This window comes from Lentzea sp. NPDC004782, assembly GCF_040609115.1.
In the GTDB taxonomy this organism is placed as follows: Bacteria; Actinomycetota; Actinomycetes; order Mycobacteriales; family Pseudonocardiaceae; genus Lentzea.
Window position 1 is genome coordinate 24,881 of sequence record NZ_JBEXJN010000020.1, and the last position, 25,382, is coordinate 50,262.

Consider the following 25,382-nt stretch of genomic DNA (forward strand, 5'->3'; position numbering starts at 1 on the left):
TCTGGCACAGGTCAGTCGGTGCCCAGCGCGGCGAACCGCTCCTCGGCCTCCCTGCGGTGCCGCGCCGCCTCGGCGGGGTCCGCGACCGCGCGGGCCAGGTGCCTGTGCGCGTTCGCGGCCTCACGCCGGTCGTCGATCCGTTCCGCCAGCTCCAGGGCCTCGCGCAACCGCACCACGGCCTCCGCGGGACGTCCGGCCGCCGTGAGCACCTCGCCCAGGTAGTTCAGCACCACGGTCTCGGTCGTGACGTCACCGATCGCGCGCACCGCCGTCAGCGCCGAGTTCAACGCGTCGAGCGCCTCGTCGTGGCGGCCCATGGCGTGCAGGATCATGCCGAGCGCGCTCTGGGTGTCGGCCTCGTCGCGACGGCTGCCCATCTCGCGCATGAGCACCAACGCCTTGTTGCACGCCTCCAGCGCCTCGTCGTACCGGCCGAGCGCGCTGTAGATGTTGCTGACGTTGCTCATCGCCTGCGACTCCAGGTGCCGGTCGCCGAGTTCGCGCGCCACCGTGATGGCCTGTTCGAGCAGCTCGGCGGCCTCGGCGTGCCGGCCCAGCGTCCGGTAGACCAGGGACAGGTTGTTCAGCGTGCCCGCGACGCCCTGCAGGTCGCCCTGTTCGCGCAGCATCTCGATGGCGCGCTCGTTGTGGTGGATGGCCTCGGCGTACCGCGCGGTCTGCCAGAACACCATCGCGTAGTTCTTGGTGGTGATCGCGAGCGCCGCCTTGTCGTCCTTCGCGGCCTCCAGCGCCAGCTCGTTGATCGTCGCCCAGTCACGCGTATGCCCACGCACCATGCAGAAGAACGTCATCGCGCGGGCGAGCTGCCACGTGTGTGTGCGCCAGTCACCGTCCAGTGACAACGCCACGGCGGCCACGAGCGTCTGGCGTTCGGTCTCCAGCCACTCCACGGCGTGGTCGTAGTCGCGCAGCACGAGCCGTGACTCCGGCCGGTAGGTGATGTCGACCTCGTACTTGCGGGCCGCGGGCGACATCAGCCGCGTCGCCTGGTTCGCCGTGTCCAGGAAGTGGTCGAGCAGCCGGGTGAGCGGCTCGCGCGAGGAGTCCACTTTGGACTGCGCGTACTGCCGGAGCAGGTCGTGCATCCGGTACCGGCCGAGCGTCGTCGCCTCCAGCAGGTGGACGTCGACGAGGTCCTCCAGCATCCCGTCGCACTCCAGCAGGTCCAGCTCGCCCAGCGCCGCGGCCTGGTAGACGTCGAAGTCCGTGCCGTGGTGCAGGCCCAGCAGGCCGAACAACCGCTGGTGCCCGGCGGGCAGCTGGCCGAACGACAACGCGAAGACAGCGTCCAGTTCGGATAATCGTCCCTCGCGCAACCGCGTCGCGAGGTGCGCCGTGGTCCACGTCGGCCGGCTGCGCAACCGGCCGGCGGCCAGCCGCACGGCCAGCGGCAGCCTGCCGCACAGCTCGACGACCTCGCGGGCCGCCTCGTCCGTGCCGCGTTCGTCGCCGACGATGGTGGCGAACAGCTCCAGCGCCTCCGCCTCGGACAGCACGTCCAGCGTGAGCGTCGACGTGCCTTCCAGCTCGACCAGCCGCGCCCGTGACGTGACCAGCACCAACGACCCCGGCACGCCCGGCAGCAGCGGCCGCACCTGCTCGGCGCTCGCCGCGTTGTCCAGCACGACCAGCAGCCGCCGCCGGGACAGCTCGGCCCGCCACAGCGCGGCCCGCTCGTCCAGGTCGACCGGGATCTCCTCCAGACCGAGCGCGCGCAGCAGCACGTCCAGCGCGTCCGTCGGTTCGACCGGCGCGCGGCCCGCTGTGTGCGCGTGCAGGTCGATGAACAGCTGACCGTCCGGATACTCCAGCCGGTGCGCCAGGTGCACGGCCAGCGTCGTCTTGCCCACGCCGGGCATCCCGTCGATCGCGGAGATCACCACGGCCGACCGCCCGGTGACGGCCCTGGTCAGCCGTTCCATCTCGGCCGCGCGCCCGGTGAAGTCCGCGACGTCGCGCGGCAACGTGTTGAGCGCGGGCCGGGGCTCGTCCCCGCGCAGCAGCCGTTCGTGCAGCTCCCGCAGGTCCGGACCCGGATCGGTGCCCAGCTCCTCGGCCAGCAGCACCCGCACGTCCTCGAACGCCTGCAACGCCTCGGCCGGCCTGCCCGCCCGCTGCAGCGCGTGCATCAGCTGCAGCCACAGCTGTTCGCGCAGCGGGAACTGCGCGGTCAACCGGCGCAGCTCGGCGATCAGCCGTTCGCCCTGGCCCAGCTCGATCGCCAGGCGCGCGTGCTGCTCGGCGACCGTGAGCCTGCGCTCCTGCAGCAACGTCAGCTCGGCGACCAGCCGTGCGCCGACCGTGAGCCCGTCGAGCGCCGGTCCCCGCCACAGCGCGAGCGCCTCGGCGTACTTCGCGACGGCCTCGCGGTGATCACCCTGCCGCAACGCCTCGTCGCCGGCGGCGCACAGCCGTTCGAAGACGTGGACGTCGACGTCGTCGGCGGGAACCACCAGCCGGTATCCACCTGGGACGGTCACCAGGTCGTCGAGCACGAGCTTGCGCAACGCCGCCACGTAGGTGCGGATGTTCGATTCCGGTGCCGCGGGTGGAGATTCCCACACCGCCTCACTCAAGTGTTCAAAGCTGACAGTCTCGTTGACGTGCAGCGCCAACGCAGCGAGCAGCGCCCGTTGCCGGGGCCCGCCCAGCCGCAGTTCCACGCCCCCACGCCAGATCTGCAGCGGCCCAAGAAGCCGATACCGCACTGACCCTCCTCGGGAGGGCATGGTGCCAGAACTTCGGGGCCCTGTGCGGAATTTGTGCGGACGATCTTCGACACTTCCCCCACCGCAGCCGCGAAGGGGGAAGTGCCGATGAAGGGGATCAGGACGCGGTCAGCTCGGCGATGCGGAGGAACCCACCTCCCGTGCCTGGTGCCGAGCTGGTCAGGCCAAGCCGCACGCCAGTAGTCGAGACGGCGTCGAACGTCACGGTGCTGGGCGCGCCCGACTCTCCCGCCCAGGCCACGTGCAGCCCGGTCACCGGCGTGTACCGGGCGCCGTCCCAGTACCGGACGTCGACCTCCTTCGGCAGCGAATAGACCCCTCCGGTCGTGAACGTGGCGGTCAGCTTGCCGACCGTGCGTTTCGGCCAGTTCAGCGCGACCCAGTCGGAGGCGTGCGAGAGGCTCGTCGCCGGCAGCTGCGGGGTCTGCCCCTTGGTGTAGAAGTTCGACCAGGCGGTGTCGGGGTTGCCGTCGATCAGGTGCGCGGGCAGCGTGGTCGCGGCGCCGGAGTAGGACGCGTCGGCGGCGGGCCGGGGCCGTGCCGCACCGAGCTTCGCGGTCACCCGTGCGCCCGCGGTGACGATGGCGAGCGCTTTGCCCTGGAACGCGCTGCGCACGGGCTTCGTGAAGTTCTCCTCGTCCTCCGGACGCCCGTTGTCGGTGCCGACGATCCGACCGCCGGTCGCGCTGAACGTGATCTGGTTGTCCGCATTTGGCACGACCGTGCCGCCGGCGTCGACCACGGTGGCGGTGACGTAGTCGAGTTGCTTGCCGCGAACCGTCTTCAACGCGACCCGAGCAGGTGCTCCCGCCGTGCGCAGCCCGTCGGTCGCGACCTGCCTGCCGTTCTCCCGCGCCACCGCGGTGAGCTCACCCGGCTCGAACGGCACGGTCCAGGCCAGCCGGAGGTGCCCGGTTCCGCCGTTCGGGCTCGTGTAGCTGCCACCGGCACAGGTCTTGTCGTCACCGGTCGGCTCGTCGGTCTCCAGATAGGACTTCCCGTAGGTGGTCTTCTTGGTGCTGAACGACTTCACGCCGAGCGAACGGCCGTTGAGGAACAGCTCCACGTCCGGGGCGTTGCTGTACGCCCACACCTGCACCGGTGCCCCCGGTTCGTGTGCGGTCCAGTCCATCGGCAGCAGGTGCACCATCGGTTTCGCGCTCCACTGCGACTGGAACAGGTAGAACTGGTCCTTCTCGAACCCGGCGGTGTCGACAGCGCCGAACAGCGACGACCGCACCGGGAAGACGCCGCTGTACGGCGTGGGCTCGCCGATGTAGTCCTGGCCGGACCACAGGAACTGCCCCGCGAGGAACTTGCGGTCGCGGTCCTTCTTGAGCGCGTGCTCACCGCTGGACGCCCAGCCGACGATGTTGTTGTCGTAGGAGGAACCGCCCTGCTTGCCCGGCGTGTAGTTCTGGCCGGTGTTGAGCTGGCCGGGATCGAGGTAGACGCCGCGGGCGGAGGTCTCCGACGACGACTCGGACTCGACGAAGAACGTCCCGGGGTACTTGGCGTGCAGCGCGTCGACGGACTTGGCCGAGTTGTAGTTCAGGCCCACGCCGTCGAGCATGCGCAGGATCTGGTCCTGGGCCGAGCCGTCCTCGGGCACGCTGGTGTAGCTGTGCGAGCCGATCACCACGGGCCGGGTGCGGTCGACGGACTTGATGTCGTCGATCAGCCTGCGCGCGATCGGCACGCCGATCGCGACCGACGTGCCGTCCGGGATCTCGTTGCCGATCGACCACATGATCACCGACGGCGAGTTCCTGGCCGCGTGCACCATCTCCTCGATGTCGGCATCGCTGTTCTCGTCGAAGAAGCGGCCGTAGTCGTACTGCTTCTTGGGCGTGTGCCAGGTGTCGAACGCCTCGATCATCAGCAGCAGCCCCAGTTCGTCGCAGAGCCGCACGAACTCCGGCGACGGCGGGTTGTGCGACGTGCGGACGGCGTTCACACCCATCCTCTTCATGGTGAGCAGCTGCTGCCGGATGCCGTCCTCGGAGACGGCGGCGCCCAGTGCGCCGAGCGTGTGGTGCAGGTTGACGCCCTGCAGTTTCGAGTACCTGCCGTTCAGCGAGAAGCCCTCGGCGGGGTCGATCCGGAACCAGCGGATGCCGAACCTCGTGCGGACCGTGTCACCGGAGCTGACCTTGGTGAGCAGCGTGTAGAGGTAGGGCTGGTCCGTGCTCCAGAGCTTCGGCCGGTCGACCCTGAGGTCCTTGCCGGAGGCGACGACCACGCCGTCGGCGTCGAGGACGTGGTGGGTGACGGTGCCGGAGCCGACCAGGTCGGTCTTGACGTCGATCCGGGCATAGCCCTGCGGGTAGGTGGTCTCGAGGTCCGGCGTGGTGACGAAGACGCCGTGCCGTGCGACGTGCACGGGCTCTGTGACGACGAGGTGGACGTTGCGGTAGATGCCGCTGCCCGCGTACCAGCGGCTGCTCGGCGCCTGGTGCACGACCTTGACCGCGACGACGTTCGGGGCGCCGTCGGTGTGCACGAGGTCGGTCATGTCGACGTTGAAGCCCGTGTAGCCGTAGGGGTGATTGGCCGCGAGCTTGCCGTTCACGTACACGTGCGAGTCCATGTAGACCCCGTCGAACTCCAGCGAGATCCGCTTGCCCTTCGCGGTCGCCGGCAGCGTGAAGGTCTTGCGGTACCAGCCGGTCCCGGCGCGGTAGTAGCCCTCACCGGGCGCGGCCTGCGGGTCCGGGTCGAACTCGATGCTCCAGTCGTGCGGCAGGTCGAGTCTGCGCCACGCCGAGTCGTCGTAGTCCGGCATGTGCGCGTTCGCCGGATCGGCGAGCACGAACCGCCAGTCCTGGGTGAACGAGGTGCTGCGCGGTGCCGCCGCCGCACCGGCGATCGGTGTGGCCAGGCCGAGCAGAAGGAGGAGAACGAAGATCAGGCGTCGCCAAGACATCGGATCTCACCGCCAGAGTCGAGAGCAGGGACCTTCTTCCTAGCAACGACAAAACGGCAGGTCCAGTCAACTTTCTCCACCTTGACAGGCAGCGGCGGAACACTTGACTCCGTTCACCCAAGGTCGGATGTCTAGTCCAAGCCTTACGATGACTGTCATGACGGAGACGGCGAAGCGACGCCCCGGCGCCAGAATCGAAGAGGTCGCACGGGTCGCCGGCGTCTCGAAGTCGACCGTCTCACGTGTGATCAACGACGAGCAGTACGTCAGCGCGAAGGCCCGCGAGGCCGTCCACGCCGCCATCGCCCAGCTGGGCTACGCGCCCAACCAGGCCGCGCGGGCGCTCGCCGGCCACCGCGCCAACGCCATCGCGCTCGTCGTCTCCGAACCCTCCGGCCGCGTGCTGTCCGACCCGTTCTTCGCCGGGGTGCTGCGCGGCGTCCACCGCGAGCTGACCGGACGGCACATGCAGCTGTTGCTGATGATGAGCCAGCCGTCCGACACCGAGGACCTGGTCACGTACCTGAGCAGCGGCCACGTCGACGGCGCGCTGCTGGTGAGCCTGCACGGCGAGGACCCGCTGGTGCCGATGCTGAACGAGATCGGCCTCCCGGTCGTCGTCGGCGGCCGCCCGCTCGGCAAGACCAGCGTCCCGTTCGTCGACGCCGACAACTTCACCGGCGGCCTGGACGCCGCGCGACACCTGGTGTCGTTGGGACGCAAGCGGATCGCCACCGTCGCGGGCCCCAAGGACATGGCCGTCGGCGCGGACCGCCTCAACGGGTTCAAGCGCGGGCTGAGCGAGGCGAAGATCGCCACCGACCTCGTGGCGCACGGCGACTTCACCCCGGAGAGCGGCACGCGGGCGATGGAGCGGTTGCTGCAGAAGGCTCCCGACCTCGACGCGGTGTTCGTGGCCGCGGACATCATGGCGCTGGGCGCCCTGCAGGTGCTCCACGCGCAGGGCAGGCGCGTCCCCGAGGACGTCGCGGTGATCGGGTTCGACGACTCGGTGTTCGCCGCGAGCGCGACGCCGCCGCTCACCACGATCCGGCAGGACGTGGAGGAGCTCGGCCGCACCATGACGTGGCGCCTGCTGGCCGAGCTGGCCGGTGAGCAGGGGCTGCCGCCGTCGCTGCTCCTGCCCACCTCGCTGGTGGTGCGCACCAGCGCCTGACCAACTCGGATCAGTGCGCCCGCCAGGGCGTGTCCAGCGCCATGTCGTTCTCCCGTGCGATGAAGGTGTTGCGCCCGTGGCTCAAGCTAGTGTGAAAGCGCTCTCTCGGCAGATTGCGTCTCAACTGGCGACCCCGGGAAAGGGCTTACAGCGGCAATAACCAACCGTCCGTGACCGATTGCAGCCGATTTTCACCCGATCGACATAATCGTGCGACACTCTCGGTAACACCTGGAGTGGTTCCTCGATGGTCAGGCGGATGAACGCCCGGGTCCAGCGCGGCACTAACGGGTTGCTGCAGGTCGTGTTGCGGATGCCACGGGAGGCCCCCGTGGCGCGGTGGTGCCCGTGGCGTCGAAGCGGCCAGCCTGTTGGTGTTCTTCTTCGTCACCGGCGTCATCGGCGCCGCGGTCGCACAGCCGAAGCCGCAACCCGCTCCTCAGCCGCAGCCTCAACCTCAGCCCCAGTGCGACCCGAACTACAGCGGGTGCGTGCCGATTGCGTCCGACGTGGACTGCGCGGGCGGCAAGGGCGACGGACCGGCCTACGTCACCGGTCCGGTCCGCGTGATCGGCCGCGACATCTACGGGCTGGACAGCGACAAGGACGGCATCGGCTGCGAGTGATCAGCGCTCGTGCGGGATCTTCTCCCCCGCCTCGACCGCGAACGGCAGATGGTTGCCCGCGGGCGGCAACGGGCAGGTGGCGAAGTCGGTGAACGCGCACGGCAGGTTGGTCGCGCGGTTGAAGTCGAGCAGGACCTTGCCGTCGACCGGAGTCGTTGCGAGGGAACGGTTCGCCGCGTACGTGGTGACTCCGCTCGTGGCGTCGGTGAAGAGGATGTTGAGGTCGCCGTTGCGTCCGTTGAACGCAGTCAGTGTGTGCTCGGTGCCGTCGTGCGTGAACCGCACACGGCCCGGCGCCTCGTATACGTGGCTAAGTCCTTCCACGACCGCACCGACGGTCGTGGGGATGGGGGCGTCGAACGGTTCGTACACGCCTTCGAGCACCCACTGCTCTTGCGGCTCGTACGACGGCACGCCGCGGAAGTTCCGCAGCACCTCGGCCTTCGGGTCGTGGACGCGGATCAGGTAACCGCCCCGGCGCGCGACCTCGACCTCCACGTCGCCGACCTGGACGCGCGCGCCGGGACCGCTCTGGACGAGTTCGAACCGCTGGGGTTCGCTGCCGTTGCGCCAGTACGCCGCGTCGTCGTCTTGCCACCACTCGCCCGGTAGGCCGTCATAGCTGCGAGGGGTCGTCTCCAGCCAGTCGAGCGAGACGAGCGCGAGCCACCCGTACGGGTCGGCCAGGCTCTTCTCCCGTTCCGTCTTCCAGGTCTGCCAGTCCTGCGCGAAGTCGCTCATGCCCAAGCCAACGAGCAGGGCACGAGCGGACTTCCCCGTTCCACTCCTTGAGACCCACCTGGGAGTCGAACCCAGTGTCAACGCTTTTGCAGAGCGTTCCACGGCCGTCGTGACGTGGGTCGCCGATCGCGCGATGGGGTGACCGACCGGACTCGCACCGGCTTCGACCAGGACCACGGCCTGGCGCCTCGACTTCTTCGGCTTCGGTCACAGCTGCCCGTCGAGGACTCGAACCTCGATCTCCGCGTCCAGAGCGCGGCGTCCGTGCCGATTGGACCAACGGGCAACAAAAAAGCCGCTCGTCGCGTCGCGACGGGCGGCTCCCTCGGGCATGGGTCAGCTCATGCCGGGGAGCACCAGACGTGCTGGTGACAGCTGTGCATGTGCTGGTTCCGGATCACAACTGCCTCCCCTCGGGTTCGTTGGACACACTGTGCCGGACCGGTCCGCACTTGGGCAACACAATTTCGCGAGTCTTCTGAAAAAGTTTGCAAGATTGCGGGTAAAACTCAAGCAATCCTCATGTCGACTTGCGGAAAACTTTTGCAACGTCTTTCCTGGAGCGCTGACACACCCCATCGGAAGGCATGGACATGTCCCAGGACTGGTGGCGCCACGCCGTCATCTACCAGGTCTACGTGCGCAGTTTCGCCGACTCGGACGGCGACGGCGTCGGCGACCTGCCCGGCATCCGCTCACGCCTGCCCTACCTCCGCGACCTGGGCGTCGACGCGGTGTGGATCACGCCGTTCTACGCGTCACCGATGGCCGACGGCGGCTACGACGTCGCGGACTACCGGGCGGTGGACCCGCAGTTCGGCGACCTCGACGACGTGCGCGCGCTGGTCGCGGACGCGCACGAGCTCGGCATCCGGGTGATCGTCGACATCGTGCCGAACCACAGCTCCGACCAGCACGAGTGGTTCCAGGAGGCGCTGGCCGGGCGTGGCCGTGAGCGCTACATCTTCCGCGAGGGCGTCGGCGACCAGCCGCCGAACGACTGGGAGTCCGTGTTCGGCGGGCCGGCGTGGACGCGGGTCGAGGACGGGTCCTGGTACCTGCACCTGTTCGCGCCCGAGCAGCCCGACCTCAACTGGGAGCTGCCGGAGGTGCGCGCGGAGTTCCGCGACGTGCTGCGGTTCTGGCTGGACCTGGGCGTCGACGGGTTCCGGGTGGACGTGGCGCACGGGATGATCAAGGCGCCGGGGCTGCCGGACATCGGGCACGCGGACCAGCTGAAGCTGCTGGGCACGGAGCCGTTGCCGTTCTTCGACCAGGACGGCGTGCACGAGATCCATCGCGAGTGGCGTGCCGTGGTCGACTCGTACCCCGGTGAGCGCGTGCTGGTGGCCGAGGCGTGGACGCCTTCCGCCGAGCGGACGGCGCTGTACCTGCGCCCCGACGAGATGCACCAGGCGTTCAACTTCCACTACCTGACCGCGGAGTGGAACTTCGAGGCGCTGCGAACGGTGATCGACTCGTCGCTGGCGGCCGTGGCTCCCGTTGGTGCGCCTACTACGTGGGTGCTGTCGAACCACGACGTGCAACGGCACGTGACGCGGTACGGCGGCGGCGAGACCGGTGTGCGCCGGGCGCGTGCGGCGCTCGCGTTGATGCTCGCGCTGCCGGGGTCGGTGTACCTGTACCAGGGCGAGGAGCTCGGGCTGCCCGAGGTGCTGGACCTGCCGGACGAGGTGCTGCAGGACCCGATGTGGGAGCGGTCCGGGCACACCGAACGCGGCCGTGACGGCTGCCGGGTGCCGCTGCCGTGGTCGTCCTCCGGCCCGTCGCTCGGGTTCGGTCCCGGTGGCTCGTGGCTGCCGCAGCCCGCGGACTGGGCCAAGCTCAGCGTCGAGGCGCAGTCCGGTGACCAGGACTCGATGTTGTCCTTCTACCGCACCGCCTTGCGCATCCGGCGCGAGCACCCGGCGCTCGGTGCGGGCGACGGCGTGAAGTGGGTGGACGGTCCCGCGGACGTGCTGTGGTTCGAGCGCGACGGCTTCGCGTGCGCGGTGAACCTGTCCGGTGAGGTCGTCGCACTGCCGGATCCGGGCGCGGTGCTGCTGGCGTCGTCGTACTACGGCGTGCGCGACGGGCAGCTGCTCCTCCCGCCGGACACGGCGCTGTGGTGGGAGCTCTGACCAGCGCTTTCGCTTGATCATCAGAACTGTCAGACCCCCTGGGCAGCGTTCGTCGGCAACAGCTTCGAACAGCTCTCAGGGGGTCTTTTCCGTGCACGAGGACGACTGGGGCGTGCCGGCCACGTGGTTGCGGCAGACGTGACGTGAGTCCGTTGCCGGCACACCCCAGGACGACGGCGTCGAGGAGCGGATCACCCGCCCCCTCCCGTCCGGCGGCGCCCTGGTGCCCGCACTGGACCCCGGCATGGCGATCGGCGCCGCGGACATCCACCCAGAGGTGAGGTTCAGCGCGATCTCCGAGGCCTGCGAAGGCTTCTGGAGGCCCTGCGGGACGGCGACCAGGACTCCTTGGACCCGGTCATCGCCTCGGACCTCCTCGCGGACCTGGCATTCCCGCACGCGTGACCAGCGTCTTCGCGCGACCGACCAAATTTGTCAGACCGTCTGAGTACGGTCCCGACATCACTCCGAATCGGTCCCAGGGGGTAGAGCAGTGCGCAGGTGGGAGCTCGTCGCGGGCGCCTCGGCGAAGTTCTGGGAGATCGGCCAGGACGGCAGGACCGTGACCGTCCGCTTCGGACGGCTGCAGACCGCCGGCCAAACCCAGACCAAGGAACTCGCCTCCCCGGAAGCGGCAACAGCCCACGTGGCCAAACTGGTGGCGGAAAAGGAAAAGAAGGGCTACCGCGCTGTCACCCCACCCGAGCCGAGCGCGCCACCGGCAACCGCCGAACCCCAGCCCGCCAACCACCCCACCGCCGGCCCCGCAGCACCACAAGCCGCCGCCCACCAGTCCTCGGCTCCCTCGGCCACTCGACCCGTCAAAGCCAACCCCGCGCCTCCCATCGACGAGAACACCTGGGCCATGCCCAAACCCTGGCTCCGGGACGTGGTCCGCCAACGAGGCTTCCACCCACCACCGACCTTCTCCCTGGACCACGAGCGAGCCGCCCGAGCCAGGCAACGAGCGACCAGGCAGCAGGCCACCCTCGACCGCGTCCTGGCCGCGCCGGAGTCCGGCCCGGACCTCGTGCGGGCGGCCCAGAACCACCTCAACGGGCACCCGAATCCCGTTGGCGCGGCAGCGATCGCGGTCATGACGACCCGCGACGTGGCGTCGGTGCACCACTGGATCGCCGACCACGGTCTGGTGTTCGCGGTGGAGGCGGTGGTCGAGAGCGTCGGCATGTACGCCAACGCGAAGTGGCTGCCGCACCAGTCGCAGTGGAGCAACCCGCACCTGTACCGCTACGCGGCCGCCACGCACCCGAGCCTCGACAGCGAGGAAGGCCGGATGCTCACGGCGGTCCGGTACGCGCTGGCCGTCGCCGACGAGGCCGAGCGGGAGGCCGCAGAGGCCGTGCTGGAGCGGATCGGCGCGCACACCACACCGTTGCTGAGGGCCTATCTGCTGCCAGGGCGTCGCGCGGACTGGTTCGAGCAGGCGTGCCAGGAGCCGAACTCGGCGGCACGCTGGTGGATGCTTCCCTGCAGTGCCGGCACGTACGACGAGTTCGTGAAGGCTCAGACGCCGGTGAACAACGGCGCGCAAATCCTCTACACGGCGCTGTACGTGCTCGGGCCGGCCATTGCGCCGTTGCTCGCGGAGGACCTCGACAAGAGCTACCAGCGGGCGGACAGCCGCAAGCAGGCGCTGAGGGTGCTCGCGGCGCTGCCCACCGACGAGGCCTTCACGATCCTGCTCGACCGCGTCGGCACCAAGTACGCGCGCCCGGCGTTGCTGTCGGCGATGGCGGCGTTCCCGGCTCGGGCGGCCCGGCTGCTCGGTGAACGCGCGTCCGACGAAGAACTGCGCCGGCTGCTGACCGTCCACCTGACGACGCACCCGCAGCTGAAGGCACCTGACGGCGTCACCGCGGCCGACACCGACGCCGTGCCGGAAGCACCCGCTGAAGCGTTGCCGGAGGTGCTCGCGTCGCCGCCGTGGTTGCGCCGGCGTCCGCCGGTCAAGCCGGTCGTGGTGCCGGACGTGCCGGTGCCCGCGCCGTCGGTCGTGTGGGAACCGGGCGAGCGGGACGAGTGGCTGAACGGCGCCCACTGGAGCACCTACCACGACTGGCCGCACCTGCTGAAGGAGTACGTGGCCGGCCGGAGCGGCAACGACCTCTTCCTGATGGCACCGGAGGACGAGGTCCGGCACCTGCTGGCGGACTGGGAGCCGAAGTACGGCTGGAGTGCCGAGCGGTCCGGCAAGCGGCTCGCGGCGCGGTTCGGGCTCGACGCCTTACCGCCGTTGCTGCGCATCGTCGAGTCGAACACCAACGCCGCGACGGTTCTGCTGCCGTTCGCCTGCCCGGAGGTCGCCGCGGTGATGGCGGACTGGGTGGTGCGGCTCAAGCAGGCCGGGCGCGTCGCGATCGACTGGCTCACCCGGCACCGGGAGGCGGCTGCGGGGTTCCTCGTTCCCGCCGCACTCGGCACGCCGGGGGCCGCGCGGCGCAACGCCGAGGCGGCGATCCGCCGGCTGCACGGGATGGGAGTGGACGTCGTCGGCAGCGCTCCCACAGCGGAGGCGGCCGCGGGCATCGAGGCGTTGCTGTCCGCGGAGCCGGTCGACGTGCTGCCCGCCAAGCTGCCGGTGATCGGCGAGTGGGCCGACACCCGGCTGCTGCCCCAGGTGCTGTTGAGCGACCGCGAGCACGCGCTGTCGCCGGAGGCCGCCAAGCACCTGCTGATGACCGCCGCGTTGTCCAAGCCGGGCGACGTCTACGCGGGCCTGCCGATCGCTCGTGAGGCACTCGACCGCAGCTCGCTGGCGGAGTTCGCGTGGGCGGTTTTCCAGCGCTGGCAGGAGGTCGGCGCGCCGTCGAAGGAAGGCTGGGCGCTCGCCGCGCTCGGCTGGTTCGGCGACGACTCGACGGTCCGCGCGTTGTCGCCGCTGATCCGCGCCTGGCCGGGCGAGAGCCAGCACGCGAAGGCCGTGGCGGCCCTCGACGTGCTGGCCGACATCGGCACCGAGGTGGCGTTGTCGCACCTGAACAGCATCGCGGAGAAGGTGAAGTTCAAGGGGCTCAAGATCCGTGCCCAGGAGAAGGTCACCCAGATCGCCGCCGAGCTGGGCCTGTCCCGCGAGCAGCTCGCGGACCGGCTCGTCCCGCGCCTCGGGCTCGACGACGAGGCCTCGCTGGTGATCGACTACGGCCCGCGCCGGTTCCGCGTCGGTTTCGACGAGCAGCTCAAGCCCCACGTGCTGGACCCGGACGGCAAGCGCCGCAAGGACCTCCCCAAACCCGCCGCCAAGGACGACCTGGAGAAGGCCCCGCTCGAACACAAGCGCTACCTGACCTTGAAGAAGGACGTTCGCGCCGTCGCGGCCGACCAGATCCACCGCCTGGAACGCTCGATGGTCGACCAGCGCACCTGGACCGCCGAGGAGTTCCACACCGTCCTGGCCGGGCATCCGTTGCTGCGGCACATCGTCCGGCGGCTGGTGTGGATCACCGACGACGGTGTCTCGTTCCGCCTCGCGGAGGACCGCACGCTCGCCGACTCGAGCGACGACGAGTTCACGTTGGCCGGCAACGCCACCGTGCGGGTGGCACACCCGGTCGACCTGCAGGACTCGCTGGCGGCGTGGGGTGAGGTGTTCGCCGACTACGAGATCCTGCAGCCGTTCCCGCAGCTGGGCCGCCCGCTGCACGTCCTGGCGCCCGGCGAGGACTTCCTGGCCCGGCTCGAGCACCACTGCGACCGGCCGTACGCGGTCGGCCGGGTCCTCAGCCTCACCAAGAGGGGCTGGGTGCGCGGCGAACCGCAGGACGCGGGTGTCGAGTGCTGGATCACCAGGCCGTTGCCCGGTGGCGGCGCACTCGTCGCGTCCCTCGACCCCGGGATCGCGGTCGGCGCGGTCGACGTGTTCCCGGAGATCAAGTTCGCCGAGCTCTGGTACTCCACCAACGGCGACGGCTACTGGTCGGCGCAGAAGAACGCCCCGTCCACGGTCGAGGCCGACCCGATCACGGTCTCCGAGATCCTGTCCGAACTGGAATCCCTGCACGGCTGAAAATTGTCAGACCCCCTGGCTACGGTTCAGGGACAGGCCTTTTCCGATACTGATCCAGGGGGTACGGCAGTGCGCAGATGGGAACTCGTCGCCGGAGGTTCGGCGAAGTTCTGGGAGATCGGTCAGGACGGGACGACGGTCACCGTCCGGTTCGGACGGCTGAACACGGCCGGACAGACCCAGACCAAGGAGTTCCCGTCCGCACAGGCCGCCGAGGCACACGTCGCGAAGCTGGTGGCGGAGAAGGAGAAGAAGGGCTACCGCCCGGTCGACGCCTCCACCGGTGGCGACACCGCCGACGAGGACCAGGCCGCTGCCCGATCAGCGTCAACGCCCGCAACCGCATCCACCAGCGACGGCAAGCACATCACCACCCCTCGGTCGACGCCGAAACCCGCGCCCGTCACCGTCGACGAGGACGCGTGGGTGATGCCCAAGGCGTGGCTGCGCGACGTGGTGCGGCAACGCGGCTTCCACCCGGCACCGGAGTTCTCGGTCGACCGGCAGCCGGCCGAGCAGGCCCGGCAGCTGGTGGCCGAGAAGGCCGAGGTGATCGAGCGCGCGCTGGCCGCACCCGGTTCCGAGCAGGAGCTCGTGCAGGCGGTCCGCGACCACCTCGCCGGGCAGGCCGATCCCGTCGGGGCGGCGGCGATCGCGGCGATCACGGCGGCCGGTCTGCCGGCGGTGCACGCCTGGGTCGCCGATCACGGGGTGGCGTTCGCGGCCGTCGCGGTCGTGGAGTTCGTCGGGCTGGAGTACACGGAGGAGTGGCACGAGCGGCGGCAGGAGTGGGTCGGCGTCCGCCTGCGGCACCGTCGCGGCTACTACCACCACACGGGTCGCACCGACGTCGGAGGGCACATGCTGATCGCCGTCCGGTACGCGCTCGCGGTCGCCGACGACGAGCAACGGGCGGCCGCGGAAGCCGCGCTGGCCGAGCTGAGCGCCACGCCGGAGGTGCAGGAGCGGAGGTCGTTCCTGGTGCCCTCCCGCGCCGACTGGTTCGACGAGGTGTGCGCCCTGCCGCACCGGGCGAGCTGGTGGCTGCTGCCGTGCAGTGCGAGCAGCTACGACGACTTCGTCAAGGTCGACCTCTCCCTGCCCAGCTCGCCTTTCGTGCTGTACACCGCGCTGTACGTGCTGGGGCCGGCCATCGCGCCGTTGCTCGCGGAGGAGCTCGACCGCGAGTACCAGGGCGCGGACAGCCGCAAGCTGGTGCTCAAGATCCTCGCGGCGCTGCCCACCGACGAGGCGTTCACCATCATGCTCGACCGCCTCGGCACCAAGTACGTGCACCCGGCGTTGCTGTCGGCGATGGCGGCGTTCCCGGCACGGGCGGCCCGGCTGCTGGCGAAGCGGGTGTCGTCGGACGACGAGAGCCGGCAACTCCTCACGGCGCATCTGCTGTCGAACCCGGCGATCGACGTGCCGGCCGAGGCCGCCGCCGTGCTCGCCGAGGCTCAGGCCCAGGCGGTGCCGGAAGCGGACGCGGACCAGTTGCCGCCGCTGCTCGTCTCACCGCCGTGGCTGCACCGCCGCCCGCCGGTGAAACCGGTGGTGCTGAAAGATCTTCCGGTGCCCGGCCCGTCCACGGCGTGGCAACCGGGCGAGCGCGAGGCCTGGCTGGAGTCGGGGCACGAGTGGTACTGGGCGGACCAAGACTGGAAGAAGCTGCTCGAGGACTACCACGCGGGCCGGATCGGCTACCGCGACAACGACCTGTTCCTCATCGCGCCGGAGAACGCGGTGCGGCACCTGCTCGCGGAGTGGAAACCGAACTACGCCTACGGTGCCGAGGACTGGGGCAGGCGCATCGCCGCCCGGTTCGGCGTCGACGCCGTGCCCGCCCTGCTGCGGCTCGCCGCCGCCACGCCCGGCACGGGCGGCAGGGTGCTGCTGCCGTTCGTCACCGCCGAGGTGGCCGCCGTGATGGCCGACTGGTTCGCGCGGACCAAGCAGCCCCGCCGCTGGGGCCTCGAATGGCTGGCCAGGCACCGCGACGAGGCCGCCCGCCTCCTCATCCCCGCAGCGGCCGGCGCACCGGGTGTCTCCCGCCGCAACGCCGAGGCGGCGATCCGCCACCTGCACGGCCTCGGCGTCGACGTGGCGGGCATCGCCGCATCGTGCGGTGCACAGGCCGCGATCGAGGCGGTGCTGGCCGTCGACCCGCTCGACGTGCTGCCCGCCAAGCTGCCGGTGATCGGCGAGTGGGCCGACACCCGGCCGCTCCCGCAGGTCCTGCTGCGCGACCGCAGGCACGCGCTGCCCGCCGAAGCCGCCGGCCATCTGCTGATGACCGCCGCGTTGTCCAAGCCCGGCGAGATCTACGCCGGCCTGGCGATCGCCCGTGAAGCGCTCGACCGCACCTCGCTGGCGGAGTTCGCGTGGGCGGTCTTCCAGCAGTGGCAGAAGGCCGGTGCCCCGTCGAAGGAGAGCTGGGCGCTGAACGCGCTGGGCTGGTTCGGCGACGACTCCACGGTTCGGGCCCTGTCGCCGCTGGTTCGCGCCTGGCCGGGCGAGAGCCAGCACGCCAGGGCGGTCGCCGGCCTCGACGTGCTGGCCGACATCGGCACCGAGGTCGCCCTCTCACACCTGAACAGCATCGCCGAGAAGGTGTCCTTCAAGGGGCTCAAGACCCGTGCCCAGGAGAAGGTCGCCCAGATCGCCGCCGAGCTGGGCCTGTCGCGCGACCAGCTGTCCGACCGCCTGGTCCCGCGCCTGGGCCTCGACGACGCGGCGACCCTGGTGATCGACTACGGTCCGCGCCAGTTCACCGTCGGCTTCGACGAGCAGCTCAAGCCCTACGTGCTCGACCCGGACGGCAAGCGCCGCAAGGACCTCCCCAAACCCGCCGCGAAGGACGACCAGGACAAGGCACCGCTGGAGCACAAGCGGTTCAGCGCGCTGAAGAAGGACGTCCGCACGATCGCGGCCGACCAGATCCGCCGCCTCGAACGCGCGATGGTCGACCAGCGCACGTGGAGCGCAGAGGAGTTCCACACGATCCTGGCCGCGCACCCGTTGCTCTGGCACCTGGTCCGCAGGCTCGTCTGGATCACCGGCGAAGGCCTGGCCTTCCGCCTGGCCGAGGACCGCACGCCGGCCGACGTGAACGACGAGGAGATCACGCTGCCGGCAGACGCGACCGTCCGCGTCGCCCACCCGGTCGATCTCCCCGGCTCGGTGTCGACGTGGGGTGAGGTGTTCGCCGACTACGAGATCCTCCAGCCGTTCCCGCAGCTCGGCCGTCCGGTCCACCTCGTCCCACCCGGCGAGGCCCTGCTCCCGCACCTGAGGAAGTACTGCGGCGCGCCGCATCCGATCGGCAAGGTCCTCGGTCTGACCAAGAGGGGCTGGGTTCGCGGCGAGCCGCAGGACGCGGGCGTCGAGTGCTGGATGACGAGGCCGTTGCCCGGCGGCGGCGCGCTGGTCGTCTCCCTCGACCCCGGGATCGCCGTCGGCGCCGTCGACGAGTTCCCCGAGGTCAGCTTCCCCGACCTGTGGTTCTCCCCCACCGGCACCGGCGACTGGTCTGCGCCGAAGAACGCGCCGCGCACCTTCGACGCCGACCCGATCACTCTCTCCGAGGTCCTTTCCGAACTGGAGTCCCTGCAGTCATGACGAGCACCCAGACCATGCAGCGCCCGCCGGCCGAGGTCCGGTACGCCGACGAGCTCGCGCGGCTGCGCGACGACGACACCGCGCCCAGGCCGCCCGGCTGGGCGTTGAGCCTCGAGGCCGCGCGCCGGTTCGTGGTGGGCGACGAGAAACGGGGCATCAGCAAGAAGTTCGTCGGTGATCCGTCGCTTGTGGACAGAGCGCTGGTCACGCTGGCCACCAGCAGGGGCCTGATGCTCGTGGGCGAGCCGGGCACGGCCAAGTCGTTGCTGTCCGAGCTGATCGCGGCGGCGGTCTGCGGTGAGTCGACGCTGACGATCCAGGGTGGCGCGGCGACCACCGAGGACCAGATCAAGTACTCGTGGAACTACGCGCTGCTGGTGGCGGAGGGGCCGTCGCCTCGGTCGCTGGTGCCCGCGCCGATGCTGCGCGGCATGGCCGAGGGCAAGGTCGTGCGGTTCGAGGAGATCACCCGGTGCCCGCTCGAGGTGCAGGACTGCATGTTGTCGATGCTGTCCGACCGCGTGATGGCGATCGGTGAGCTGAACGGACCGGACGGCATGGTGTTCGCGCAGGACGGGTTCAACGTCATCGCCACGGCCAACACGCGTGACCGGGGTGTCAACGAGATGAGCGCGGCGCTCAAGCGGCGGTTCAACTTCGAGACGGTCTTCCCGATCGCCGACTTCGACACCGAGCTCGCGCTGGTCGAGCAGGAGGCGGCGAAGCTGCTGGAACGCTCCGGCGTGCAGCTCGCGCCGAAGCGGGACGTGCTGGAGGTGCTCGTCAGGACGTTCCGCGACCTGCGGGAGGGCACCGATCGGCTCACCACGGTCATGAGCACGGCGGAGGCGGTGTCGGTGGCGCACGCGGTGGGGCTGCGGGGGTGGTTCCTGCGCGGTGAGGCGGGGACCGCGGCCGACGTCGTCGAGTGCCTGGCGGGCACGGCGGCCAAGGACAACGCGGAGGACCTGGCTCGGCTGCGCAGGTATCTGGAGCAGCACGCGCCGCGGCGCAAGGGCAAGCAGTGGCAGGAGCTGCACCGCGCCCGGCACCTGCTGCCCGGCTGATGGGGGCCGTGTTCGTCGGCGTCCGGCACCACAGTCCCGCCTGTGCCCGGCTGGTCGCCGCCACCATCGAACGCCACCGGCCCGCGTACGTGCTGATCGAGGGACCGGCGGACTTCAACGAGCGCATCGACGAGCTGCTGCTCGGGCACGAGCTGCCGGTCGCGTTGTTCAGCTACTCCGACGAGCACGCGTCGTGGTCGCCGTTCTGCGACTACTCGCCGGAGTGGGTGGCGATCACCGAGGCCCGGCGGCACCACGCCGAGGTGAGGTTCATCGACCTGCCCGCGTGGCACAAGGCGTTCCACGACGTCACCAACCGGTACGCCGACGCCGAGCTGCGGTACGCCGAGGTCGTCGAGCGGCTGTGCCGGGAGTTCGCGGTCGACAACGTGGACGTGCTGTGGGACCACCTCTTCGAGGCCGAGGAGGACCCGCGGGGGCTGGCCGAGTACTTCGACCTGCTGCGCGGCACGGCGACCGCCGACGAGGGGGACGCGGCGCGCGAGGCGTACATGGCGAGGTGGGTGCGGGCGGCGGTGAAGCACGCCGGTGGGCGGCCGGTCGTCGTGGTCACCGGTGGTTTCCACACGCCGGCGCTCAGGGCCATGCTCGACGGCGACGCGGAGTGGCCCGAGGTGCCCGAGCGCGAACGGGGCGCCAGCTATCTCGTGCCGTACTCGCACGCGCGGCTGGACGCGTTCACCGGCTACCAGTCCGGCATGCCCTCCCCCGGCTACTACCAGCAGGTGTGGGAGAACGGGCCGCAGCGCGCGGCGGACTGGCTCATCGAGTCGGTGGCGACGCGGCTGCGCCGCGAGCAACAACCGGTGTCGACCGCGGACCTGATCGCGGCGCACACCCAGGCCGGTGCCCTCGCGCGGTTGCGCGGGCACGAGAACCTGGCGCGCACCGACGTGCTCGACGGCCTGACCAGCGCGTTGATCTCCGAGGACCTCACCCAGCCGCCACCGTGGACACGACGCGGCACCCTGCAGCCCGGCGCGCACCCGGCGCTCGTCGAGATGATCGCGGCGCTGCGGGGCGACGGGGTCGGGCGGCTGCACCCGGACACCCCCGCGCCGCCGTTGGTGGACGCCGTGCTGCACCTGCTCCGCGAGCACGGTCTCGACGGGGAGGGCGAGGTCGCCCTCGACCTCACCGACCCGAAGGCGTTGGAGCGCAGCAGGATCCTGCACCGGCTCCGGGTGCTGCGGATTCCCGGCTTCGACCGCACGAGCGGGCCGTCGCAGGGCTCGCGGCCGCAGCTCGACGAGCAGTGGGTGCTCAAACCGGTCGAGGAGCGGCTGGCCGCGTTGATCGAGGCCGCCGAGAACGGCGCCACCCTGGCGGAAGCGGCCGGGGCGGTGCTGGAACGACGCTCGCGGCACGCCCAGCTGGACCACCTGGCCGAGGTGCTGTTCGACGCCGTGCTGTGCGGCATCACGACGTTGTCGGGCAAGGTCAAGGAGTCCCTCGACGAGGGTGTGCGGGAGACGGGTGATCTCGCGGCGCTCGGCCACGTGCTCAGCGGCGTGCTCGGGCTGTGGCGGCACGACAGGTTGTTCGGCACGGCGAAGGACCCGCTGCTGGGCGCGGTGATCGACACCGGCACGGCCAGGGTGCTGTGGCTGATCGAGGGCCTGCACGGCGGTCCGGCCCCGGCCGACGAGAACCGGCTGCGGGCGATGGCGGCGACCAGGGACGCCGTGCTGCATGCGAAAGCCGCGCTGTCGCTGGACATCGCGGACGTCACGGGCGTGGCGACGCGCGTGAGCAACGACGTGCAGGCACCGCCGGACCTGCGCGGCGCGGCGCTCGGCCTCGCGTGGGCGCTGGGCACGCAGCCGGACGTGCGCAAGGTGCGCGGCATCGACGCGCTCGGCGACTGGCTGGCCGGGCTTTTCGCGGTGGCGCGGGAGGAGGTGCTGGCGAGCCCCGAGCTGGTGGGCGTGCTGGACGAGCTGGTCAGCGCGATGACCGAGGAGGAGTTCCTGGTGGCGCTGCCCGCGTTGCGGCTCGCCTTCACCTACTTCCCGCCCAGGGAACGGGAGACGATCGCGGTCACCGTCCTGGACCACCGCGGCGTCGCGGGCGACGCGCGGAGCGTCACCCGTCTCGCCGCGGATCCGCTGGTCGTGGCCGAAGCGCTGGCGGTGGAGAAGCGCGTGGACGCGTTGCTGGTGAAAGGCGGCCTGGCATGACGGACGTGGAACGCTGGCGGCTGATCCTCGGCGAGCCCGCCTCCCGGTGCACCGGCGGTCTGCAGGCCGACGGCGCGGCCAGGGACGCCGCGCTGGAGTGGCTCTACGGCCGCGATCCCGGCCTCGCCGAACGCGGCGTGCGCAGGGGTGGCGACGCGGACTCGGTGCTGCAGACCGTCGACTGGCTGGACCAGGTGCACCGGCTCTTCCCCAGGGAGACGATCGAACGCCTGGAGCGCGACGCCGTCGAGCGCTACGAGATCACCGACGTCGTCACGGATCCCGATGTGCTGCAACGGATCGAGCCGAACCCGGCGTTGCTGCGCGCGGTGCTGCGGACCAAGCACCTGATGAACCCCGCCGTGCTCGCGATGGCGCGCAAGATCGTCGAGGCGGTCGTCCGGCAGCTGATGGAGAAGCTGAGGACCGAGGTGCGGCAGGCGTTCAGCGGCACGAGGTCGCGCCGGCCGAGCATCCACCGCAACTCGCGCAACTTCGAGTTCCGCGCCACGATCAGGGCAAACCTCCAGCGCTACCAGCCGGAGGAGCGCAAGCTGTCGATAGAGCACGCGAAGTTCTTCTCCCGCACGCGCAGGCACGTCGAGCAGTGGCAGGTGGTCCTGCTGGTCGACCAGTCCGGGTCGATGACGAGCTCGGTGATCCACTCGGCCGTCACCGCCGCCTGCCTGTGGAACCTGCCCGGCCTCAAGACGCACCTCGTCGCGTTCGACACCAACGTCGTCGACCTGACCTCGGACGTGACGGACCCGGTCGAGCTGCTGATGAAGGTCCAGCTCGGCGGCGGCACCGACATCGCGAAAGCCACCGCCTACGGGGCGAGTCTCGTGGACAGTCCGCGCCGGGCGATCGTCGCGATCATCAGCGACTTCTACGAGGGCGGGAACTCCGAACACCTCGTCCGCACGGTGAAGGGCCTGTGCGAACAGGGCACCCACGTGCTGTGCCTCGCGGCGCTGGACGAGGAGGCGAATCCGGACTACGACCGCGTGCTGGCGCAACGCCTCGCGAACGTGGGCGCCCACGTCGGCGCGATGACCCCAGGCCAACTAGCGGAATTCGTTGCGGAGAAGCTCGCGTGACCAGACCCGACCTGCTGGCCCTGACCCCGGACGCGCTGGCGGCCCTGGCCAACCGCGGCCTGGTGAAGCGGGCCGCCAAGGAACTCGACGCCGGTGCCGTGCCGGCCCTCGACACCGACCCGTCCGGCACCGTCCAGGGCAAGTTCCCGGACGGCACCGTCACGACCTTGCCGCCGAGCACGACGCTCGACGCCGCGCGATGCAGCTGCGGTGCGACAGGCGTGTGCCGGCACCGCATCGCGGTGGTCCTCGCCTACCAGCGCACCCGGGAGCCGAGCGCCCCGGTCGAACTGTGGTCGCCGGCCGCGGTGACCGACGAGGACCTGGCGGCGTTGCTGGGCGAACGCACCCTCCGCCGAGCCCGCCGAGTGCTCCAGGCGGGCTACCGCGCCAAGCTCCGCCGCCCGACCGCCGACGACCGGACCGCCCAGGCCGAGCTGCCCACCTGCACGGTGACGTTCCTCGTGCCCGGCGACCTGGCCTACGTCCACACCGACGCGGTCAACCGCGACGAGGCGACGGCGCTGGCGGTCTGGGCGTTCCGCGCGGCCGACGCCCACGGCACCGACACGGTCGACGTCGGCGGATCTCCCACCACCGCAACAGATCTGACCGCCGTCACCGATCTGCTGGACCAGCTGCTCCTCGACGGAGCGGCGAACGCGAGCGAGGTCCTCGACGTCGCCTGGCAACGCCTGCACCGCGACCTGACCGCCGGGCGCCTGCACTGGCCGGCCGCCGTGATCACGGATCTGCTCGCCCAGCTGACCGCGTACCGCCGGCGCAGCGCGGACTACGACTCGACCCAGTTCGCCGCCCTGCTCACCGAACTGCACGCGCGCACCACCGCGACGGGCCCGCGCGCCGAAGTCCTCGGCTTCGACGAACCCGCCGAGACCCCGCTGCGCCGGGTCCGCCTGACCGCCCTGGGCGCCCGCCTGCGCACCGCCACCACCGCCGACGTCTACTTCGCCTCAGGCGACGTGGTCCTGGTGCAACGCGAGACCGCCCTGCGCACGGCCCAGAAACTGGCCGTGTCGAACGTCGTCTCCGAGTCGGCCACCCGCAACGCGAGCCGATCCGTGGCGCTGAAGACGAGCCGTGTCGCGAAAACCTCGCTCACGCCGGTCGGCACCTCCTGGGACGACCTGCCGCAGGCGCTGGTGATCGACGACTACGGGGCCGCCGCCGCACACCTGGCGGAACTGCCGCCGCGCCAGGTGCGGGCGAGAGTGGAGGCGGAGCTGGTGCGCGCGGTCAGGGTCACCGAGGTGTCCGGCCTCGCCTACGACCCAGCGGCGCAACGCCTGACGGCCACGCTGCACCACGCTCCGCACGGTGACCAGCCGTCGACGCCCCGGACCCGCTGCTTCCTCGAAGCCGCTCACCGAGCTGTCGCCCCGCACGCCCTCGACGCCCTCGCCACCGCGTTGCGCGCCAACCCGACCACGATCACCGGCACGGTCCGCAGGCACCGCGGCACCCTGGTGATCGACCCGATCGCCGTCCACACCGACAGCGGCGTGGTCGTGCCGGATCTCGCCGCCGACCCCACACGCCAATCCCTGCCGCCGGGCGCGACACCGGCGGATGAGTTGAGCGCGGCGGTGGACGGTGCGCTGACGGTGTTAGCCGATGCGGCGCATCGAGGCCTGGACAACCTGACGGACGGCCTGCTCGCCCGCGTGCGCGAGGTCGGCGCTCACCTGCACCGCACGGGGCTGCGCACGGCGGCGGCCGGGGTCGCGGCGTTCGCCGACGGACCGGCCGCGGCCACCTGGTTCAGTGCGCATCTGCGGTTGCTGGTCACGGCCGATGCTCGCTGAGACGGAGGCGGTCGGGTCGATGCGTTGCGCCAGCACGTAGGACTCGGCGGCTTCCGGCAGGCGGCCGAGCAGTTCCAGCACGAAGCCGCGGAGGTACGCGGCTCGTGCGGCGCCCCAGCCGCCGAGTGACACGCCGCGGTTGTAGGCGTCGAGGGCGTCGTCCAGGCGGCCGGACGCGGCCAGGGCGTCGCCGCGCAGTGCCCAGGTGCGGTCGTCGCCTGGGCTGAGCGCGACCAGTTCGTCGGTGTAGCCGACGGCGCGGGCGGCCAGGCCCACGGCCAGGTGGCTGAGAGCGAGGAAGCAGTGCAGGGCGTAGGCCTCGTCCGCCCACGCCAACCGGTCGAAGGCGGAGGCCGGCGTGACGGATGTCAGGCATTCCAGGGCGCGGCCGAGCAGTCGGTGTGTTTCCGCGATGTCGTGGCGCACGAACGGGACGGAGGCGAGCGCGCGGTGCAGGCGCGCCTGGTGAAGGGCGGTGGCGGGCAGTTCCGACGACGCCTTCACCGCCAGGGCCGCGCCCGACCGCAGGGAGGTGGAGTCGGCGCCGCGGGCGGCGTTGCGGAACACCACGAACAGGGCGAGCTCGCGGCGGATCGAGGGCGGCAGGTCCGACCGGGCGCCGCGCAGTGCCATGGACTCCACCGCGGACGCCGGGACGTGGCAGCGCAGGACGGCGAGCTCTTCCACCGCGAGGTCGGGTGAGAGCACGTGGTGGCGCGCGTCGATGACGGAAAGGCCGATCACCGAGGCCGCGCGGTGCGGGTAGCCCAGGCGCAACAGCAGGTCGCAGGCGACGCGGCGTTCGGCGGTGCGCAGCGAGCCCGAGGCGCGTTCGTGCACGCGCCACCACAGCTCGGAGGCGAGGTCGACCGGGAACGTCGTCAGGTCGGCGCCCACGCCGTCGAGCCGGCCCCAGCTCGCCGCGGTCAGCAGGCGCAGCTGGGCGGACGGTGGTGGTTCGAAGCGCGGTACGGCCGCGGAAGCGCCGGTCACGAACGCGGACGCCATCGCGTGGGTGATCCGGGCGTGCAGCGGGGACGCGTCAACGGGAGCGGCGAGGCCCGCGTAGACGCCGCAGGCGGTGGGGACCTGGGCGGTGAGCAGCGCGCGCAGGCGGGCGGCCAGCGCACGGGGGCTCGGGTCGGTGCGGTACCGCGGCAACGCGGGCATGCGGGCCTCCCA

General features: G+C 71.0%; 12 protein-coding genes, 1 tRNA gene and 1 pseudogene. 9 read left to right on the plus strand and 5 right to left on the minus strand.

Annotation, left to right across the window (positions count from 1 at the left end; translation table 11 throughout):
• Positions 1–11: 11 nt before the first annotated feature.
• Both ABZV40_RS19575 and ABZV40_RS19580 read right to left on the minus strand, forming a co-directional pair.
• A complete protein-coding gene (locus tag ABZV40_RS19575) occupies positions 12–2,750 on the minus strand; it encodes a BTAD domain-containing putative transcriptional regulator (RefSeq protein WP_355443026.1) in 2,739 nt (912 codons plus the stop codon).
• Between the two features lie 97 nt (positions 2,751–2,847).
• On the minus strand, positions 2,848–5,676 hold the full coding sequence (locus ABZV40_RS19580; RefSeq protein ID WP_355443029.1) for a glycoside hydrolase family 2 TIM barrel-domain containing protein: 2,829 nt from the start codon (positions 5,674–5,676) through the stop codon (positions 2,848–2,850).
• Between the two features lie 148 nt (positions 5,677–5,824).
• On the opposite strand from ABZV40_RS19580, the gene ABZV40_RS19585 reads away from it, so the two are divergent.
• On the plus strand, positions 5,825–6,853 hold the full coding sequence (locus ABZV40_RS19585) for a LacI family DNA-binding transcriptional regulator (RefSeq protein WP_355443031.1): 1,029 nt from the start codon (positions 5,825–5,827) through the stop codon (positions 6,851–6,853).
• A gap of 374 nt (positions 6,854–7,227) precedes the next feature.
• Positions 7,228–7,479 (plus strand): hypothetical protein, encoded by a 252-nt coding sequence (locus ABZV40_RS19590; RefSeq protein ID WP_355443034.1) that lies wholly within the window; start codon positions 7,228–7,230, stop codon positions 7,477–7,479.
• On the opposite strand, the gene ABZV40_RS19595 is transcribed toward ABZV40_RS19590, so the two are convergent.
• A complete protein-coding gene (locus tag ABZV40_RS19595) occupies positions 7,480–8,220 on the minus strand; it encodes a DUF1684 domain-containing protein (protein ID WP_355443037.1) in 741 nt (246 codons plus the stop codon).
• A 213-nt stretch (positions 8,221–8,433) separates the two neighbouring features.
• Positions 8,434–8,506 (minus strand) — tRNA-Gln (locus tag ABZV40_RS19600).
• Between the two features lie 307 nt (positions 8,507–8,813).
• Between ABZV40_RS19600 and ABZV40_RS19605 the strand changes: the two genes are divergently transcribed.
• The 7 genes from ABZV40_RS19605 to ABZV40_RS19635 all read left to right on the plus strand — a co-directional run bounded on the left by ABZV40_RS19605 (position 8,814) and on the right by ABZV40_RS19635 (position 24,200).
• Complete coding sequence (locus tag ABZV40_RS19605; RefSeq protein ID WP_355443353.1) at positions 8,814–10,361, plus strand: glycoside hydrolase family 13 protein; 1,548 nt, start codon at positions 8,814–8,816, stop codon at positions 10,359–10,361.
• Between the two features lie 493 nt (positions 10,362–10,854).
• Entirely contained in the window at positions 10,855–14,385 is a 3,531-nt protein-coding gene (locus ABZV40_RS19610) for a DUF4132 domain-containing protein (protein ID WP_355443040.1), read from the plus strand.
• 69 nt (positions 14,386–14,454) lie between these two features.
• Positions 14,455–18,006 carry a DUF4132 domain-containing protein gene (locus ABZV40_RS19615; protein WP_355443043.1) on the plus strand — a complete coding sequence of 1,184 codons (3,552 nt, stop codon included), beginning with the start codon at positions 14,455–14,457 and terminating at the stop codon, positions 18,004–18,006.
• Positions 18,003–19,073: an AAA family ATPase gene (locus tag ABZV40_RS19620; RefSeq protein WP_355443046.1), complete on the plus strand. Its 1,071-nt coding sequence runs from the start codon at positions 18,003–18,005 to the stop codon at positions 19,071–19,073. Before ABZV40_RS19615 ends, ABZV40_RS19620 begins: the two co-directional genes overlap by 4 nt.
• Complete coding sequence (locus ABZV40_RS19625; RefSeq protein WP_355443049.1) at positions 19,031–21,274, plus strand: DUF5682 family protein; 2,244 nt, start codon at positions 19,031–19,033, stop codon at positions 21,272–21,274. Before ABZV40_RS19620 ends, ABZV40_RS19625 begins: the two co-directional genes overlap by 43 nt.
• Positions 21,271–22,374, plus strand: a complete 1,104-nt coding sequence (locus tag ABZV40_RS19630) for a VWA domain-containing protein (protein WP_355443052.1) — start codon at positions 21,271–21,273, stop codon at positions 22,372–22,374. The genes ABZV40_RS19625 and ABZV40_RS19630 overlap by 4 nt, the downstream gene beginning before the upstream one ends.
• Positions 22,371–24,200 carry a hypothetical protein gene (locus ABZV40_RS19635; protein ID WP_355443054.1) on the plus strand — a complete coding sequence of 610 codons (1,830 nt, stop codon included), beginning with the start codon at positions 22,371–22,373 and terminating at the stop codon, positions 24,198–24,200. Before ABZV40_RS19630 ends, ABZV40_RS19635 begins: the two co-directional genes overlap by 4 nt.
• A 141-nt stretch (positions 24,201–24,341) precedes the next feature.
• On the opposite strand, the pseudogene ABZV40_RS19640 reads toward ABZV40_RS19635, so the two are convergent.
• Positions 24,342–25,370 (minus strand): annotated as a pseudogene (locus tag ABZV40_RS19640) (BTAD domain-containing putative transcriptional regulator); the annotation flags it as partial.
• Positions 25,371–25,382 lie beyond the last annotated feature (12 nt).